The following is a 19,447-nucleotide window of genomic DNA, read 5'->3' on the forward strand; positions in this document are numbered from 1 at the left end:
ATTCCGGAAAAAATAATTTTAACATGGGTGGTAAAATCTTACGTTTTAGGCTCATTTAAAATCATCTCCAGCAGATCATCCAGATACTGGCGGTCGTTGCTTAGGCGAGGTACTTTATTCTGCCCTCCCAGCTTTTGCCGTTTACCCATCCAGGCATAAAAAGTACCCGCCGGGACAAAATGAATCAAAGGCTCCATCAATGCCAGATCTTTGTAACGCTTGGCGTCATAGTCTGAATTCACTTCCCGCAAAGCAGCATCGAGCGTTTGGAAGAAAAGATTCTGATCCTCAGGGTTTCTGGTAAATTCGATCACCCACTCATGCCTTCCCCGGGATCCATCGCCCATGTATACAGGTCCCGCCGTGTAGTTTGCTACCAGGGCACCCGATTTCTGCGCCGCTACGTTGATGGCATGATCCGCATTTTCAACAATCACCTCTTCTCCAAAAGCGTTGATAAAGTGTTTGGTACGCCCGCTTACTTTTAATCGGAAAGGATATTTTGATGTAAACTTAACCGTATCCCCGATCAGGTACCGCCATAAGCCTGCATTGGTGGAGATGACCAGCGCGTAGTTCTGCCCCACCTCTACCTCATCCAGCAGCAATGCTCTGGGATGTGCCTTCCCTACTTCATCTATTGGTAAAAACTCATAGAAAATACCATAATCAAGCATTAGTAACATTTCACCCACTTTGCTCAAATCATCCTGAATGGCAAAAAAACCCTCAGAAGCACTGTATGTTTCCAGATAAGATACCTGATCAGAAGGAAAATACTTTTGGATAAACAGATCCCTGTAAGGCTCAAAGGAAACGGCCCCGTGTACAAATACCTCAAAGTCGGGCCAAACCTCAAGTAAATTCTTCTTTCCCGTTAGCTCAAGTATCTGATCCAGCAAGACGATGGTCCAGGTAGGTACACCCAGGATGCTGGTCACATTTTCCTGTGAACAAATTTTGGCCATTTTTTCCAGTTTGCTTTCCCAATGATCCATCAGGGCCACATCCAGGGGCGGGGTACGCATGATTTCACCCCATGCTGGTAAATTCTGCATGATCACAGCCGAAACATCGCCCACCTGTGTGTAATCATCGAATGGATTGGCATGTAATGTTCCGCCGATGGATAAGCCTTTGCCGTCAAAAACACGGGTGTCGGGCCGATTTTGTATAAGTAGTGTCATCATGTCTTTTCCTCCTTCATAATGACATTCCTCGAGTGCCTCTGGTGACACCGGCAGATACTTGCTTCTGGCATTGGTTGTCCCGGAAGATTTGGAAAACCACTCAATGGGTGATGGCCAAAGTACATTGGGTTCTCCTTTCAACACCCGCTCAATGTACGGGTAGATATCCTCGTAAGCAGACACAGGTACCTGATTCTGAAAATCTTTAACACTTTTGATCTGTCCATAGTTGTGCCTGGAACCCCATTCCGTATACCTGGCCGTTTCGATTAGCTCGGAAAATATCCGCTGCTGCGTTTCAATCGGGTTCTTCATAAACTGTTCGATCCTGTCGTAGCGTCGTTTTAAAAACCAGACCGTCATATCATTCACCAGCTTCATGCAGTATCAATAGTTAAGGGAAAGTAAGCGCTTATTCCGTAAAATTAGTAAATAAAAATGGTGAGCGAACAGCTTAACCTGTTTCCCTCACCATGCAGTATAATACAGTTATCCGGCTACTTCGTTACTACTTTCCTGTATATAAAAAGAAGCAATACGGCCCCTACAATAGCAATAAAAAGACTTCCAATATCAAAGCCATCTACCTTACCATAGCCAAGCAGCGAGAATACCCACCCGCCCACCACAGCACCGGCGATACCGATTAAGATGGTAACGAAAAAGCCGCCCGGATCATCTCCCGGGTGTATAGCTTTGGCAATCGCTCCTGCAATGAGTCCGATAATAATCCATGATAAAATTCCCATGTCAAATTGAATTTTTAGTTTTGTGAATATTTATCCAAAATGTATAAAAACTATACCAATTTTCACAATTCTTGAACGAAAATTCATATCCAATGACAAAAGAAATCTGTTAACGGTCGAAAAACATATTACTGCCACCAGCTTTGTTCTCAATGCTCGATTGAATTTCAACAGCATCCTGCCCTAAGCTCCTTTGTGTTTCCGCACTTTTCCGCACCACGCGCGAGCCTGTAATATGAAACAACGCCTCCCCTAAAAGCGGGTCGTGCGGGTCTCCATAGGGATAAATTTTCACTCCCTCAACCGCAGCAAAATCCGGCGTAAATCCCACGGAATAATCCGATTTTTTCAAACTGTTGAAAGATTTGGTCACAATAGGCTGAAGTCCCCACTTGATACCAGCCTTTTCATCACTCAGTGTAATGGAACCTACATTTTTACCTACTGTTTTTCCTCCCACCAGCGTCACAGGCATGAAGGGTTTTAAACCATTGATGAGAAGCTCACTCGCCGAAGCCGATCGGGGCGAGGTAAGAATGATCAGATTGGATAACTGACCGCCTACATTTTGTGTCTTGGCAACGAATTTTTCAAAAAAATACTCCTTGCCATATCGCTTCTCCAGCTCCACCGTCACCTTGGCATTGTACTCTTTGTAATAAAATACATCGTTGGCTGTCACCTTGCCTATCAGACTAGCCAGCGTCGTCGCCGAACTTACATATCCTCCGGGATTGTAGCGCAGGTCGACAATCAAAGAGTTGATCTGGCCGGACTTGAACTTACCAAAAATAGTTTCCAGTTTCTGATCGTATTCTTTTTGGTTTCCCCCATTTGGCCCCGGAATAAACTGCTGATAAACCAGATAGCCCACTTTGTTGCTCCCGTACTGAAACGTGGTATCGAAATGAACAGGGTCCTCCTGAAATGTGACAGGAACAATCTCCCTTTTCTGAGTACTCTCCTGCAGCAGGCCCGACTCGTCAATGGTTGCTAATGTGTAGGTTTTGGCTCCGTCGCCACTGGTAAGCTGGGCGTAATTAGCCCCGGTTAGTTTTTGATCGTTTATACTACTGATTACGTCTCCTCTTTTGATGCCGGCTTTGGCCGCCGGAGAGCCCGGCAATGTGTAAAGTACAACAAGTATCACATTCGTGCTCCCGGTGGGGTAGTAATTCAACTTGTAGTGCATGCCGGTGGTCTTCGTTTCTCCGCTCAGAGACGCTTTCAACTCATCCGCGCTCTCTTCGATCCACGAAAACCGGTCCCCATCAGGACGTGCAGCCGCGTCGTATTTGTAAAGCAGGGAATTGAAAAAAACATCAGGCTTTTGAGAAGGGTCTGTGGATGCCGGTATTTTATCATTCCAATAATACCAGTACTTCATTTGCTCCAGAATCCAGTTATTGGTTTGCGTATCCGTAGCAGGATCAACCGTTTTATCCCTGCACGACCAAAACAATAATGCGAATGACAGCGCAAGGAATACCGTCCTGATATGTAAATTTTTCATTCTTTTTCTGATTGCAGTTAATTGATTCTAATAACGTTACGCTGTGATCAATTGTTCTGTTTTCACTCCGGGTCATTTTGTGAAATTCAGAAATACCTCGTCGATGATGTCACAGGCATGATTCATCTGGTCGGCATCAATGACCAATGGAGGAGCAAAACGGATTTTATTGCCATGCGTTGGCTTGCAAAGCAATCCCTTTTCCATCATCCGATAACACAGGTCCATGGCTGTTGAGCTCTCCTCGGTATCATTGATCACGATGGCATTCAACAGACCTTTCCCGCGTACCAGCTCGATCAGCGTACACTTTTCTTTAAGCTGATTGACCCGGTCACGAAATATATTGCCCATCACTTCTGCATTGTCTGCAAGGTTTTCATCTTCGACAACTTTTAAGGCAGCCATGGTTACCGCACACGCCAGCGGATTGCCGCCGTAGGTCGAGCCATGCTCTCCCGGAGCGATCGTGAGCATGATCTCATCACTGGCAAAGGCCGCAGAAACCGGCATTGTACCTCCTGATAAAGCTTTACCCAGCACCAGAATATCGGGTTTCACCCCTTCCCAGTCACATGCGAGACGCCTTCCTGTACGTCCAATCCCGGTTTGTACTTCATCGGCAATGAAAAGCACATTGTATTGTGTACACAAATCCCGCACACCTTTCAAATAACCTTCTTTCGGTACCACCACCCCTGCTTCACCCTGAATAGGCTCTACCATGAAGCCTGCAATATCGGGGTCACGTTTAAAAGCATCTTCCAGTGCATTCAGATCATCATAAGGAATAATTACCGCGCCGGGCAAAAAAGGCCCATAGTCATCTGTGCTTGACGGGTCTGTTGACGAGGAAATCGCGGCAAGGGTTCTCCCCCAGAAATTACCAGAGGCATATACTGTTTTGGCCCTGTTGGGCGCAATTCCCTTTATTTTATAAGCCCATTTACGAGTTAGTTTCAGCGCCGTCTCACCTCCTTCCACACCCGAATTCATCATCAGCACCTTGTCATATCCAAAATACCCACAAAGATATTTTTCACATTCACCCAATTTGTCATTGTAAAAGGCACGGGAGGTCAAAGTAAGTTTTTGAGCCTGATCGATCATTGCCTGCACGATGGCCGGATGGCAATGACCCTGGCTAACAGCACTATAAGCAGATAAGAAATCAAGGTATTGCTTGCCCTCGACGTCCCAAACGTGCACGCCCAGCCCCCTGGCTAATACAACCGGCATCGGTTTATAGTTGTGAGCACCATATTTATATTCAAGTTCAATGGCATTTTGTGAAGCATGTTTGTTGATGGCTTCCGGCATGATCGTGTCTGTATAATGAGCCATTTATGTACGTCGGTCTTTGTGAGTTGGATTAAAGGGGTAAAAATACATAAAAGCTCACTATTTCAGACCGTTTCGCCGGATTATGGTCAAAAATGCAGGATGTTGCAAAAGGGGATAAAAACCGGCATTCAACAATAATTCTCATTTATTGTTGAATCCTCAGCTTTCCTGACCTAACTTTGCATCGTTAATCTCAAAGGGGTGCCCTACCAAACGGGCTGAGATCATACCCATATTACCTGATCCGGATAATGCCGGCGAAGGGAGAGAAGTAAATCATAGCGCTTAGACCTGCCGGGCCCGGCAATCCTGGTGTTATCATTTACAACTGTTCAACTTTTTTTTATTTTACCAAAAGGATAGGTGGCCCCTTGCCTGTTCGTAACCAGTTCACTATCGCAATGCGAAAAGTTACGACCTATCTTTATCTGCTGATTTTCAGCACAATGATTGCCTTACCCGTTTTGGCACAAAACAATTTCTCGGGCCGGATTACCGATTCTGACGATGGAAAGCCTTTACCAGGCGCATCTGTAAGAGCCGGCGATATCCGCGGTACCAGTTCCGATGCCAACGGCGCATTTACCCTCCGGAATGTCTCAGCCAACGTTTCATTTTTAGAAATATCCTACGTCGGCTACGAAACCCAAAAAATAAGTTTAACCCAATCAGGCGAAGTACTGGATGTTAAATTGCACAAAAATACATTTCAGGCAGATGAAGTGATCATCAGTGCCACACGGATCAATGACAAAGCGGGCATGGCCTATACCAATGTGCGCGCCGAGGCCATTGAGAAGCAAAATCTGGGGCAGGATTTGCCGGTGCTTCTGAACTTCACACCGTCCCTGGTCAGTACGAGCGATGCCGGTGGCGGTGTCGGGTATACCGGAATACGCATCAGAGGCTCGGATGCAAGCCGTATTAATGTAACCGTAAATGGAATCCCCTACAATGATGCTGAAAGCCAGGGCGTTTTCTGGGTCAATATGCCCGATTTTGCTTCATCTGTAAGCAGTATCCAGATCCAGCGCGGTGTGGGCACTTCAACCAATGGTGCCGGTGCTTTTGGCGCCTCGGTGAATGTCAGCACCAATGCTTTCAGAAAAGAAGCCTATGCCGAACTGAACAATTCCTTCGGCTCATTCAACACTTTCAAAAATACGCTGAAAGTCGGCAGCGGATTACTGAAGGATAAATTTACCGTGGATGCCCGGCTGTCCAGGGTTTCATCAGACGGTTTTGTTGACCGGGCCTCTTCGGAGCTTCATTCTTACTATTTATCAGGCGCTTATTTTGGCAAAAAAAGTTTTGTTAGAGTGAATGTGTTTTCGGGCAAGGAAAGGACGTACCAGGCTTGGAATGGCGTTCCGGAAGCAAAACTCAGAGGTGATCAAGCCGACATTCAGGCGTACATTGACCGCAATGAGCTTAGTGAAAAAGATTCGGAAAACCTGCTGAAATCTGGAGACCGCACGTACAATTCATACACCTACAAAAACGAGGTGGATAATTACCGTCAGGACCATTATCAATTGGTTTCCTCACATAGCTTCACCGACAAATGGACGTTGAATCTGAACGCCTTTCTCGTACGGGGGCTGGGCCATTATGAGCAGTACAGAACCCAGGCCAAGTATAGCGACTACAATTTACCTGATGTAATAATGGGCTCGGATACGCTGAAAAGGACTGACCTGATCCGCCGGAGGTGGCTCGACAATTACTTCTATGGAAGTACCTTTTCGCTCGATTTCAATAGTTTCAAAAAACTGACGGCGAGTATTGGTGGCGGGCTGAATGAATATGATGGTGACCATTACGGACAGATTATCTGGGCACGAAATGCGGGAAATATTGAAAATGAGCATCAGTATTACCTGAACAAAGGCAAAAAAACGGATTTCAACATTTACGGAAAACTGTATTATCAGTTTACCAGTAAGATAAACGCCTTTGCCGACCTGCAGTACCGTAAAGTTGGCTACACACTCAATGGTGTTGACAATGATCTTGTAAATCTTGCTTTTAACCAAAACTATAACTTCCTCAACCCTAAGGCAGGCTTTACGTATCAACTCATGGATGAAAGTTCCCTCTATGCCTCTTACAGCATTGGAAACCGGGAACCGAACCGGGATGACTTCACTTCATCCTCTGCCGATCTTTTCCCAAAAGGGGAAATGATGCAGAACGTCGAAGCGGGATTCAGGACACAGCGCGGGATTTGGGCAGCATCGGCCAATTATTACCTCATGCATTACAAGAACCAGCTTGTGCTTACCGGGCAGATCAATGACGTAGGCAGCGCAACGCGGGTGAATGTCCCTAAAAGTTACCGGACAGGCGTGGAGCTGGAAGGTGCTGTGGCAATCAGTAAAAAGCTAAAATGGAATGTAAATGTAACTTTCAGCCAGAATAAGATCCAGAATTTTACTGAATACATCATTGACTATGACACTTACGAATATCGGACGGTTGATCATGGAAAATCGAATATATCCTTTTCGCCAAATGTGATCTCGGGTAGCCAGCTTACATTCAGTCCACATCAAAATCTGGAAATAGCCTTACTGAGCAAATACGTAGGTAAGCAATACCTGGATAATACTTCGGACGAAACCCGCAAACTGGACGCATATTTCACCAATGACATCCGGCTGTCCTGGACCCTAAAACCTGCCTGGCTCAGAGAAATATCCGTCAACCTGCTCGTTAATAACATTTTCAACGAACTATATGAGTCCAATGGCTATACTTACGGCTATTATCCGGAAAAAACGCAAAATCAACCTAATCCAGGGCTGATTCAGGAAAATTTCTATTTCCCTCAGGCAGGAACGAATTTCTTGGTAGGGGTGAATTTTAAGTTTTAAGCCTCTGTTAATCCAATCGCACAGTTCATGGAGTGTGGTAGCCATGCTGTTTGGGCGTGGCGTTTGACAGCGTGTATCAAGCAGTGCGGCTGGCGCTTAATGAATCGCTGCGATTGGATTTTTCTGTCTTTTCGGTAATGTTCAAATGTGTATGTTATAGCTAATAAATTATTATATTTAGTTTTGATTCTGAGCTGAGAGACTTTACTAACCTACCCATCGTATGCAAGCCACATACCACATAAAAGCGAGTGAGGTCACCACAAGCCTTCTTACTGATATAAAAAGCTTGTTTAGAGGAGAAGAAGTGCTGACAATAACTGTTTCATCCGAGGAGCCGGGCGAAGTTCTTGATCCTATTTACCGCTTTTTGGAACTGGAAAAAAATATCCGCCAAAACGGGTTTCTGAAGCCATCGATTTTAATTCCATTGTTAATGACATAAATGGTTGATGGTGGAGTATTTCGATTCAGATGTGATTTTCAATTTTCTGGTAATTCAGGATACAGACAAACATGAAGAAGCCAGAAGTCTTGTTTTAAAGCTATAAGTAAATCAACCTTTGTTACGTCGACGCTTACTATTCAGGAGGTTGGTTATGGGCTTGCAAGATTTGGCCTTTCCAATGATGAAATAGAAATCAAACTCTCATTTCTATCTTCACTTGAGCTGGCTGTTGTGACGCAAACAAATATAATAAGAGCCTTGGATCTTGCTAAAAAAGTAGGCTTTAAGCATATTAATGATTGTGTACATACGGCTTTGGCAGAAAGTCTTACGCCTACAAAATTCTACACCTATAACCGTTCAGATTTCCAGAGGATACAGAAGTTCACAAATATCGGGATTTCGATATTGTAGCATTTTTGTTAAGTAAATCATGAACTCGACCCATCCGTTTTGCCTAGCAATCCACTTTCTGGTTACCTTTGCGGCATGAATTTGAAAAATGACCTTTTACTACGTGCGGCCCGGGGTGAGAAAACCGAACGCACGCCTGTGTGGATGATGCGTCAGGCCGGGCGTATTTTGCCTGAATACAGGGCTGTACGCGCAAAAGCTGGCAGCTTTATCACACTGGCTACCACGCCTGAAATGGCTGCGGAAGTTACATTGCAGCCTGTGGATTTATTGGGCGTGGATGCCGCCATTATATTCTCGGATATTTTGGTGATTCCAGAAGCAATGGGCCTGCCGTATGAAATGGCCGAACAGCGTGGCCCGATATTCCCGAGTACAGTGAATACAACTGCCCAACTGGATAAACTTCATATTGCTGAACCGGAATCAGATCTTAAATATGTATTGGATGCCATTAAGCTAACAAAACTAGGACTCGATGGACGGGTTCCATTGATTGGTTTTGCCGGAGCGCCCTTCACGATTTTCTGCTATATGACAGAAGGCAAAGGCTCCAAGACTTTTTCCGTTGCAAAAAAACACCTGTACGCGGATCCCGAGTTTTCCCATTTGTTGTTGCAAAAAATTACAGATAGCACCATTGCTTACCTAAAGGCCCAGGTAGCAGCCGGTGCAGATATGCTTCAGATTTTCGATTCATGGGCTGGAATTCTATCGCCTGATCAATACCGCACCTTTTCGTTGCCTTACATCAAGCAGATCTGTGACGCCATTACCGAAGTGCCGCTTACCGTTTTTGCGAAAGGAGCCTTTTTTGCAAGAGCTGAAATAGGCGCATTGAACTGCTCCGTAGTAGGCCTCGACTGGAATATGGATATCACCGAATCACGCCAGTTGATTCCCAACAAAACACTGCAGGGAAACCTGGATCCTTGTGTGCTGTATGCTTCCTTTGAGCAAATTCGCCGCGAAGTGAAGAAAATGGTGGATCTATTTGGCACGCAACGTTACATTGCCAACCTGGGACATGGCGTGTACCCGGATATGCAGCCCGATAAAGTGCGGTGCTTCATAGAGGCCGTGAAGGAGTTTTCATCGTAGATCAAGTTGAAAGGTCACAGAAGTTCATGGAGACACAGGAGCGGACACCGCGTGGGTTCTCAGCGATTTACATTGGTGGCTCTTTACTTTCAACAGCTTCCTCTGTGGCTCTCTTTTAAATAGCTCTGTGTTTCTCTGTGTAACCTCGTAGTCCAACCCATGCCCCAAGCCCCTACCCCCAAAACAAAATGCGTTTTTCTTGACCGCGATGGCGTACTCAATAAAGAATTGGGTGACTATCTCGTTAATCTGGATGACCTGATCATACCTGAGGGCGTGCCTGAAGCACTTCGCCTACTCAAAAGCGCGGGTTTTTTACTGATCGTAATTACCAACCAGGCCGGCATTGCCAAAGGCCTTTACGGCGCCGATCTGGTGTTTGCTATACATGAGGAAATGCAAAAAGCTTCTGATGGAAGCTTGGACGACCTCTATTTCTCGCCGGACCATGAAAAATTTACAGGACGATCTCTTTCCAGGAAGCCCGACTCTCTCATGATTGAGAAGGCCATGGCCAAATATAAGATTGACCCAGCTCAATCCTGGATGGTGGGAGACCGGGATCGGGATATGGAAGCAGGAAGGAAAGCCGGGCTAAAAACGATTCAGATCGTTTCCGGCGAAGTAAGTTCAATAGGGGATTTCACAGCGGGAAATCTTTTTGACGCTGCGAATATTATTGTAGAAACTGCTCTCTAAACTCTTTCAGACTGAACGGATTGAGGAGCTTTTTGGGCTGATCCATAAGCCGGGCATGCATGCTTGGTACAAGATGCAACCGCAAATGTTCCAACAATAGCGATCAGGAAAAGTATTTTTTTCATGGAAGACGGTATATTATTTGCAAATAAACTAAAAATAAAACGTTTGTGAATGAGCTCGTCGTTTAAAGTAATTAACGAACTCATTCAAAGAACGTTATATCAATCATCAAATTTTTGTTTCAACCAGCTCTTCTTCCTTTTCCATGGTAGCCGTTTCCTGCTCTTCTTTTGGCTCCGAAGTGACGTAGGACTCATCCTTGAAGCCCAGAATCTTCAACATGGAATCACTATTTTGTTCCACCGCAAACACTTTGGTGGTGATTTTGCCTTCTTCATCACGGTCCACCAATACATGCTTCGGCGCCGGGATCAGGCAATGTTGAATACCGCCATAGCCACCCAATGATTCCTGATAAGCCCCGGTATGGAAAAACCCGATGTATTGCTTTTCATTATCCTCAAAAATAGGCATGTACAAGTCGGCGCTGTGCATTTCGCTGTTGTAGAAATCCTGTGAATCACACGTAAGACCTCCCAGGTTAACTTTCTGGTAAGGGCTATCCCAGTTGTTGACCGGCAGCATGATGTACTTCTGGTTCATACCCCAGGAATCGGGGAGCTGTGTGATAAAAGAGCCATCGATCATGTACCAAAGCTCTTTGTCATTCTGAAGCTTTTTATCAATGATCTCATAGATCACTGCACCGCTCTCCCCTACTGTGTAACTGCCAAATTCTGTAAAAATATGCGGAACGGGCACATTGTTCTTATTACAGATCCATTGTATATTTTCGATGATCTCATCGATCATTTGCTGGTAATCGTAATTGGACTGCAACGAAGTCTGGATCGGAAGCCCGCCTCCAATATCAATGCTATCCAGTTCAGGACAAATCTTCTGCATTTCGCAGTATTTGAACATGAATCGGGTAAGCTCACTCCAGTAATAAGCGCTGTCTTTGATACCCGTATTGATAAAAAAGTGCAGCATTTTTAGCTTAAACCGGGGATTCGGTTCAATTTTTTCCTTGTACAGCTGCTGCACATCGTTATAGCGGATACCCAGACGGGAAGTGTAAAACGCAAAATTCGGCTCCTCGTCCGTAGCGATACGCATGGCAAAATTGACCGTATCCGCCGTTACCTGCTGCTCATACGATTCAATCTCTTTGAGATTATCCAGGATCGGAATCACATTGAAGCCTTCATTGATCAACTCGCTCAGATACTGGGTGTAGCGCGGGCGCTTGTATCCGTTGGCAAGAATGTATGTGGATTTAGTCACCTTGCCTCTGCGGTACAACTCCCGAATAATGGGAATGTCAAAGGAAGACGAAGTTTCCAGATGAATATGGTGCTTGAGTGCTTCTTCCAGCACAAAACTAAAATGTGAAGATTTAGTGCAGTAGCAATAAGTGTAACTCCCCTTGTAATTGTGCCGCTTAAAAGCGTTCTTGAAAAACATATTCGCGTTTGCGATATGCTCGCCAATTTTAGGCAGATAGTTGATTTTCAAAGGGGTACCATGCTCCTTGATGATGTCCATCAGTGGCACATTGTTGAACAGCAATTCATTATTATCAACGTTAAACTCCATCGTAGGGAACTCGAACGTTTGCTGAATCAGGTCAATGTAGCTTTTCATTTATGTATTTTGCGCGGATTGCTGTTTAAATGTGTTAGTAATTATGCCGGTATAACCCCAATTTGTTCTCTTCAATTACAAGATTTAAGCATACAGAGGCAAAATCGCCATCTGTGTAGCAGAAAAAGGTCTGAAAATTGGGTAGAAAATGTGTCTTTTCCAAACACGTTTCATTTATAAATCATTCCCTCTACAACCACTTGATCTTCAAATAGGCAGAGTTCATACTCAAAATCGCCCGCTTAATGTTATTTTGATTGTTTTACGCATGCCATTGTGCCTAAATTTACTTACCTGTTAACTTACAGCCCCAGACTCATGCCTGCGGAGATAAGATTAACAGAAAAAATATTTCTCAATATATTACAATTTGATCCGCAACACCCGGCACGCACCTCAGGCCAGGGGTAAAATACCGTGTAAGCTCGGAACCCTAAATCCTCTCAAATGCAAATTTTTGACAACTATGAATCAATGTTTTACGAGGAAATAAAATTGATTATTCGTACCTCCCAAAGTAGACAGTACGTATATTTGTAAAAAACTTTGAACCTTTTAAAAGTTTCCAAAGTTTCGCTATTGAAATATTATCATTTACGTGTGAGAGATCGGATCATAAAAGAAGCATTTAACCTCTTCTGGAGGTATGGAATCAAGAGCGTTACCATGGACGAGATCGCCAGGGAGTTGGGTATATCCAAGCGTACAATTTATCAGCATTTTCCCGACAAAAATGCCATTGTATCCGAGGTCATTCAGAATGAACTCAACACACAAACCTGCCAGTTCGACGAAATAGAGGAAGCAGCAAGCAATCCAGTTGATCAAATAATACAATTATCGGCACAGATGAGGGTGATGTTGTCGACCATTAACCCAACGCTGTTCTTCGACCTTAAAAAATATCATCCGGATGGATGGCAACTTTTTACAGATTACAAGAATCAGTATTTACTACAGAACGTACGTGACAATCTTAACGCAGGTATCGGGCTGGGGCTTTATCGCGACGATCTGGATATTGAAGTACTTGCCCGCTTACGGATTGAGCAAATTGAAATGGCGTTTGACCCGACCCTGTTTCCTTTTGGACAGTTCGACATGATACATGTTCAAATACAGTTTATAAACCATTTTCTCCGTGGCATTTTGACACCCAAAGGCTTTAACTATTACAATAATTTAGAAAAAACAGCAATCGAATCTAACACCCATGAAAAATGATCAACTAATTCGCAGCAGTCTGATGATGCTGGCGATCGTGTTATGCGTATTGCCCGGCCAGGCGCAGGAAGGAAGCTATTCCCTGCAGCAGGCGGTAGACTACGCTATTAAAAACAACATCAATGTCAAGAATGCCCAGCTCGACGCCATCTCGGCAGAAGCCAGGATTGGAGAGATACGTGCAGCAGGTTTGCCACAGGTCGCTGCCAATTTGAATTTCAGCAATGCCCTGATCATTCAAAAAGTGATTTTACCTGCCAACATTTTTGATCCGACCGCACCAGCAGACGCCCCCCCGGCAGCAGTACCTTTTGGTATCAAAAACCAGGGAAGCGCCTCCGCCTCTTTGAATCAGCTTATTTTCAATGGCTCTTATTTTATTGGTCTAAAAGCGGCTGCAACCTACCGCGAACTCGCACAGAAAAACACCACACAAACCCGGGTGACCGTTGCCGAAAATGTAACCAAGGCATACTACTCGGTACAAGTGGCCGAAGAACGCGCCAAGGTACTCGACCTGAACATATCCCGAGTGGATTCGCTGATGCGCGAGACCAAAATCATGAACGAGAGCGGGTTCGTAGAACTGCTGGATGTAAACCGGATTGAAGTTCAGATCAACAACCTCCGTACCGAACGCCAGAAAGTACAGAACCTGATCGAACTGAGCTACGCCCTACTCAAATACCAGATGACTTTACCGCTGGACCAGAAAATCAGCCTGACCGACAACATCAACGATGTAGATATTGAAAAGCTGCGTGGTACCGTCACTCAAGGCGACGTAAACTATAACAACCGGATTGAGTTTTCTCTGCTCGATACGCAGGAAAAGCTTGCCGGCCTTGATATCCGGAACACCCGTAGCGGATATTTGCCAAGTGTATCCGCATCACTTGGTTACGGTTACAACAACGGACGCGACCGGTTTGCAGACCTTTTTTCTACGCAGTGGTTCAATAACTCCTTGTTGAGCCTCAATATCAACATTCCAATTTTTGACGGTTTCACCAAACGGTATCAGATGGAACAGAAAAAAATCGCGCTGGACAAAGTTAAAAACGGTCAAACGTTGCTGAAGCAGTCTATCGACTTTGAAACGCGGCAGGCAGACATCACCATCAAGAATGCATTCGCTTCCCTTGAGACCCAAAAGCGCAACCAGGACCTGGCGCAGGAAATTGTGAGAGTGTCAAAAATCAAATACAAAGAGGGCGTGGGATCCAACATTGAAGTGATCAATGCCGAATCATCCTACAAGGAAGCGCAGACCAATTATTTTGCGGCGCTTTACGATCTGCTGATCGCCAAGGTTGACCTTACCAAGGCCAGAGGGGAACTTTATACAGAAACGAAATAAAGAATTGGTTAATGATTAATTACAAATGTTAGTACAACCCAGTCATTAACCAGCTACCATTAAACATTTCTATTTAAAAAAACTGCTACTTATTAACATCATGAAAAAACATATTTTAATCCTTACCGCCGTGGCTACGATGCTCGCCGCTTGCTCTGGTGAGAAAAAAGAAGGACTGGAAGGGAAAAAGGAAGAGCTCGCAAAGCTAAAGACCGAGCAGGCTGCCGCTAATGAAAAAATTAAGGCGCTGGAAACTGAAATTGCCAAGCTGGATCCGAAGAAAGCGGCGGAAGCCAAGGTGAAAGCGGTATCCGTTGCTACGCTCAATACCGAAACGTTCAAACGTTATGTGGAATTACAGGGAACCGTAGATGCTAAAAACAGCGTATTGGTATCGCCAAAATCGCCGGGTGCGATTACTGCGATGTATGTAAAAGAAGGTGACCGCGTGAGCGTGGGTACTGTAATCGGGAAGGTTGATGACAGCATTTTACGTGAATCCATCGAGGAAGTAAAAACACAGCTGACGCTTATCAACACGCTTTATGAGAAGCAAAAAAATCTCTGGGATCAGAAAATAGGCACTGAGCTTCAGTTCCTTCAGGCCAAAAACAACAAAGAGTCGATCGAAAAAAAGCTGGTAACGCTGAATACACAGCTTGCTCAGTCTAAAATCATATCACCGATGTCCGGAGTCGTGGATCAGGTTATCTCAAAGGTGGGTGAACTTGCCTCACCGGGCATGGGTGTAGTGAGGGTGGTAAACCTGAACAATCTAAAGGTAAGTGCGAAAGTTTCGGATACCTATGCAGCCAGCGTCAAAAAAGGGGATGAAGTATTGGTCAAATTCCCTGACCTTCAAAAGGAGCTGAAAGCACGGATTTCCTTCGTAAGTGCTACCGTGGACCCGCTTTCACGTACTTTCACCATTGAGGCCAATTTGCCTTCGGTAAAAGACATCAAGCCCAATATGATGGCGCAAATCCAGATCAATGATGCCACCAGCAAAGATGCACTGATCATTGACCAGAATTTCATCCAAAGTACAGAAAATGGCCAGATCGTATACGTGGCCGTTACCGAGGGCAACAAGAAAGTGGCGAAAGGCAAAACCGTAAAAACCGGATTGAGCTACAACGGGAAAGTAGAAATACTGGAAGGCCTTACGGCAGGCGATCAGCTGATCACCCTGGGTTACCAGGATGTCGTTGACGGACAGACTATCTCTTTTTAGAGCCTGGGGCAAAGGGCATAGGGCTAAGGGATTACCCCTGCCCTTTGTCCCATACCCTGTGCACATTCATACCATCTAACTTTCAGGATAATCATGAAATTTAACGAATACAAAACCCTTGGCTTCACCAATTGGTGTGTTGAGAACCGTACAACGATCTACATCTTTACGTTTATCATCACATTGGCGGGGTTTATGGTTTACAACAACCTGCCCAAAGAGCAGTTCCCGGATATCAAAATCCCGCAAATTTATATCAACACAGTGTATTTCGGTACGGCTCCCGCCGATATAGAAAACACGATAAACAAGCCTATCGAAAAACAGCTGAAATCGCTGAACGGCGTAAAACGCATTAAGTCGAACGCATTGCAGGATGTATCTGTAATCCTTGTAGAATTTACACCCAATGTACAGGTTGAAGATGCGCTGCAACGGGTGCGTGACGCCATCGACAAAGCCAAAACAGACTTACCCCAAAAGCTTGATGCAGGCCCAACGGCACAAGACGTAAACTTCTCGGAATTTCCGATTATGAACGTCAACATTGCCGGAAATTTCTCTCTTAAACAGCTTAAAGAGTATGCCGAACAATTACAGGATGGAATCGAAGCCCTGCCCGAAATTACCCGTGTAGATATCCTCGGTGCCCTGAACCGTGAGATTCAGATCAACGTTGACCTTGACCGAATGAAATCCACCGGCCTCTCGTTTTACGATATTCAGAGTGCCATTCAGAGTGAAAACATCAACATTTCGGGTGGTGAACTGAATGTGGAAGGCGTAAGACGTACGCTGCGCGTAACCGGCGAATATACCAATGTTGCCGATATGGCCAATATCCGTATCCGTACCAATACAGGGGCGGTTGTTCGCCTTGGCGACGTGGCCGAAGTTCAGGACGACTTTGAAGAACAGCAGGATTTTGCCCGTTTGGCAGGTAAATCGGTAATCACCTTGAACGTAATCAAACGTTCCGGCGAAAACCTGGTTGAGGCTGCGGACAAAATCGAAGATGTGCTTGCCGAATACCGCGCCAACCGTTTCCCGCAGGGACTGGATATCTCCATCACTGCCGACCAGTCCGTACAAACCCGTGCTGACCTGCACGATTTGATCAACACCGTTGTGCTTGGGTTTATTTTTGTGGTGATCGTGCTCATGTTCTTCATGGGTGTAAAAAATGCCATTTTTGTAGGCCTTTCTGTACCGCTTTCTGCTTTGGTGGCCTTCGTATTGATGCCGATCATCGGGCCGATGGTGGGAACCGCATTTACCCTGAATACCATCGTACTCTTTGCATTCCTCCTGGGAATAGGGCTCGTGGTGGACGACGCCATTGTGGTGATTGAAAATACGCACAGGCTATTCAACCAGCACAAGGACTGGACCATTCAGCAGGCCGTAAAAGCTGCGGCAGGTGAGGTATTTGTACCGGTACTTTCAGGTACGCTTACGACCATAGCCCCATTTTTCCCGCTACTTTTCTGGACGGGTATTGTAGGGGAATTCATGAAATTCATGCCATTGACGCTGATCATTACCCTGGGTGCTTCCTTGTTTGTGGCTTACGTCATGAACCCGGTTTTTGCGGTTTCATTTATGGGCAGGCACGACGACGAGAAAGAAGCGCATGATACGAGTTTCAAAGGCATACGCCGTCCGCTGATCATTCTGGCAATTGCGGCTGCTGTGGGTTATTTCATCGACCGGGGTATTGGTAACTTCTTTATCATGATCCTCATTCTCTGGATTTTCAACCACTACATTCTTACGCCAAGAATACTGGTACCCTTCCAGGATCGCTTGTTACCCGCATTGAAAAACAACTACCGCAATCTGATCGACTGGATCCTGCGCGGCTGGAGACCGGTGATCATGATCTTATCCATGATTGTACTCCTTGTTTTCACCTTCGTACTCACCGGCATTGTGAAGCCCAATGTGCTCTTCTTCCCAAGTGGTGACCCGGATTATGTTTATGTTTATAACAAACTTCCCATCGGAACGGATGCGCGCGTGACGGATTCGGTAACGAAAATCATAGAGAAAAAGGTGTTTGACGTTCTGGAGAAAGAAAAAGCAATGGACATGGTCAACTCGGTGATTGCCAACGTGGGTAAAAATGCGGGTGACCCTTTCAACCCCGACCGTGCGGCCACACCGCATAAATCAAAAGTGACGGTGGCATTTGTTTATGGTACCGAAAGAGGTGGGCGTTCATCACAGGCTATTCTGAACAAAATCAGGGAGGCTGTTTCCGGAATTCCCGGCACTGAGATCTCTGTTGAAAGAGAGGCCGTAGGACCACCAACTGGTAAACCCATCGCCATTGAAATTTCCGGAGATGACTTCAAAGTACTTCAAAAACTGGAAAAGGAGGTATTGAAGCGGATACAGGATTCCGGCATTGAGGGTATCGATCAGCTTCGTTCCGATCTGGTGACCAACAAGCCTGAGATCGTTATCGACATCGACCGGGAGAAAGCGCAGCGCGAAGGAATCAGTTCGCAGCAGGTAGCACTGGCGGTGCGTACTGCCCTGTTTGGACTGGAAGTATCGAAATTCCGTGATGACAAAGATGAATACCCCATCATGGTCCGCCTTAAAAAGGATGATCGGGAGCAAATAGAAAAGCTATTGAGCCTGAATGTCGTTTACCGTGACATGGTGATGGGTGGCGCACTTCGCCAGGTACCCATCACATCGATCGCTAACATCCATTATTCCACCACTTTCAGCCAGATCAACCGGAAAGATCAGCAACGTATCGTAACCCTCGGGTCGGATGTGGTGGCAGGTTATAATGCCAATGAGATAGTGGGGCAGATCGAAGGTGTCATCAAACAGATGGAAGTTCCGAATGGCTACACCGTGAAAATGGGTGGTGAACAGGAGGAGCAAAATGAATCCATGGCATTCCTTGGAACGGCTTTTGGCGCAGCGATCCTGCTCATTTACCTCATCCTGGCCACACAGTTCAACTCCGTAGTGAAGCCCTTTATCATCTTCTTCACCATTGTGTTGTCACTGATTGGTGTGTTGCTGGGCTTTATTATTTTCAACAAAGATTTCTCCATCATCATGTCTGGGGTTGGTATCATTGCACTAGCCGGTATCGTGGTGAAGAATGGTATCCTGATGATCGAGTTTATCGAAGAGCTTCGTGGCCGTGGCTACCCGATGCGGGAAGCCATTATTGAAGGCGGAGCCATTCGTCTCACTCCGGTATTGCTGACCGCCTCGGCAGCCGTTTTGGGACTTGTCCCGCTGGCCCTGGGTATCACGGTCGATTTCGTCGGCCTCTTCCGCGACCTGGCTCCCCATGTGATCGTGGGTGGACCAAGTGCGGTGTTCTGGAATATCCTGGCCTGGACCATCATTTACGGACTTACCTTCTCCACCATCCTGACGCTGGTAATTGTACCGTGTATGTATTATGTAAATGAACGTATCCGCGACAAGTGGTTCAGGAAAAACAAAGAAGAAGTAAATCCCAACTGGCGAAACGAAACGATTTGACGTCGGTTTCGGTCTCAACCGTACAGCGTTGCTGAACGTTGATGCACCGCTGGTATCCCTTTT

At 45.6% G+C, this 19,447-nt stretch carries 14 protein-coding genes and 1 riboswitch; of the genes, 9 read left to right on the forward strand and 5 right to left on the reverse strand.

The window, feature by feature from the left end:
- Positions 1-38 precede the first annotated feature (38 nt).
- The 4 genes from DYADSP32_RS15280 to rocD all read right to left on the reverse strand — a co-directional run bounded on the left by DYADSP32_RS15280 (position 39) and on the right by rocD (position 4,796).
- On the reverse strand, positions 39-1,571 hold the full coding sequence (locus tag DYADSP32_RS15280) for a GH3 auxin-responsive promoter family protein (RefSeq protein WP_149241926.1): 1,533 nt from the start codon (positions 1,569-1,571) through the stop codon (positions 39-41).
- A 116-nt stretch (positions 1,572-1,687) separates the two neighbouring features.
- Positions 1,688-1,939 (reverse strand): GlsB/YeaQ/YmgE family stress response membrane protein, encoded by a 252-nt coding sequence (locus DYADSP32_RS15285; RefSeq protein WP_149241925.1) that lies wholly within the window; start codon positions 1,937-1,939, stop codon positions 1,688-1,690.
- Positions 1,940-2,048: 109 nt separating this feature from the next.
- Positions 2,049-3,452 carry a S41 family peptidase gene (locus DYADSP32_RS15290; RefSeq protein WP_149241924.1) on the reverse strand — a complete coding sequence of 468 codons (1,404 nt, stop codon included), beginning with the start codon at positions 3,450-3,452 and terminating at the stop codon, positions 2,049-2,051.
- Between the two features lie 72 nt (positions 3,453-3,524).
- Positions 3,525-4,796, reverse strand: a complete 1,272-nt coding sequence (rocD, locus tag DYADSP32_RS15295; protein WP_149241923.1) for an ornithine--oxo-acid transaminase — start codon at positions 4,794-4,796, stop codon at positions 3,525-3,527.
- Between the two features lie 187 nt (positions 4,797-4,983).
- Positions 4,984-5,079, forward strand: a riboswitch (TPP riboswitch).
- Positions 5,080-5,197: 118 nt separating this feature from the next.
- Between rocD and DYADSP32_RS15300 the strand changes: the two genes are divergently transcribed.
- The 5 genes from DYADSP32_RS15300 to DYADSP32_RS15320 all read left to right on the forward strand — a co-directional run bounded on the left by DYADSP32_RS15300 (position 5,198) and on the right by DYADSP32_RS15320 (position 10,334).
- On the forward strand, positions 5,198-7,672 hold the full coding sequence (locus DYADSP32_RS15300) for a TonB-dependent receptor (protein WP_149241922.1): 2,475 nt from the start codon (positions 5,198-5,200) through the stop codon (positions 7,670-7,672).
- 223 nt (positions 7,673-7,895) lie between these two features.
- A complete protein-coding gene (locus DYADSP32_RS15305; RefSeq protein ID WP_149241921.1) occupies positions 7,896-8,117 on the forward strand; it encodes a hypothetical protein in 222 nt (73 codons plus the stop codon).
- Between the two features lie 102 nt (positions 8,118-8,219).
- Positions 8,220-8,534, forward strand: coding sequence for a PIN domain-containing protein (locus DYADSP32_RS15310; protein ID WP_149244829.1), 315 nt, complete (start codon positions 8,220-8,222; stop codon positions 8,532-8,534).
- A gap of 75 nt (positions 8,535-8,609) precedes the next feature.
- The gene (gene hemE, locus DYADSP32_RS15315; RefSeq protein ID WP_149241920.1) at positions 8,610-9,635 is read left to right on the forward strand and encodes a uroporphyrinogen decarboxylase; all 1,026 of its coding nucleotides are present in this window, start codon (positions 8,610-8,612) and stop codon (positions 9,633-9,635) included.
- Between the two features lie 159 nt (positions 9,636-9,794).
- Positions 9,795-10,334: an HAD-IIIA family hydrolase gene (locus DYADSP32_RS15320; protein ID WP_149241919.1), complete on the forward strand. Its 540-nt coding sequence runs from the start codon at positions 9,795-9,797 to the stop codon at positions 10,332-10,334.
- Between the two features lie 231 nt (positions 10,335-10,565).
- On the opposite strand, the gene DYADSP32_RS15325 is transcribed toward DYADSP32_RS15320, so the two are convergent.
- Positions 10,566-12,044, reverse strand: a complete 1,479-nt coding sequence (locus DYADSP32_RS15325; protein WP_149241918.1) for an arginine decarboxylase — start codon at positions 12,042-12,044, stop codon at positions 10,566-10,568.
- A 546-nt stretch (positions 12,045-12,590) separates the two neighbouring features.
- Here DYADSP32_RS15325 and DYADSP32_RS15330 point away from each other — a divergent pair.
- The 4 genes from DYADSP32_RS15330 (at position 12,591) to DYADSP32_RS15345 (ending at position 19,384) form a co-directional block, all read left to right on the forward strand.
- On the forward strand, positions 12,591-13,268 hold the full coding sequence (locus DYADSP32_RS15330; RefSeq protein ID WP_414617802.1) for a TetR/AcrR family transcriptional regulator: 678 nt from the start codon (positions 12,591-12,593) through the stop codon (positions 13,266-13,268).
- A complete protein-coding gene (locus DYADSP32_RS15335) occupies positions 13,258-14,628 on the forward strand; it encodes a TolC family protein (RefSeq protein WP_414617803.1) in 1,371 nt (456 codons plus the stop codon). Before DYADSP32_RS15330 ends, DYADSP32_RS15335 begins: the two co-directional genes overlap by 11 nt.
- A 100-nt stretch (positions 14,629-14,728) precedes the next feature.
- Positions 14,729-15,862, forward strand: coding sequence for an efflux RND transporter periplasmic adaptor subunit (locus tag DYADSP32_RS15340; RefSeq protein ID WP_149241917.1), 1,134 nt, complete (start codon positions 14,729-14,731; stop codon positions 15,860-15,862).
- Between the two features lie 93 nt (positions 15,863-15,955).
- The gene (locus DYADSP32_RS15345) at positions 15,956-19,384 is read left to right on the forward strand and encodes an efflux RND transporter permease subunit (RefSeq protein WP_149241916.1); all 3,429 of its coding nucleotides are present in this window, start codon (positions 15,956-15,958) and stop codon (positions 19,382-19,384) included.
- Positions 19,385-19,447 lie beyond the last annotated feature (63 nt).

Origin of the sequence: Dyadobacter sp. 32 (assembly GCF_902506755.1) — a bacterium.
Lineage (GTDB): Bacteria > Bacteroidota > Bacteroidia > Cytophagales > Spirosomataceae > Dyadobacter.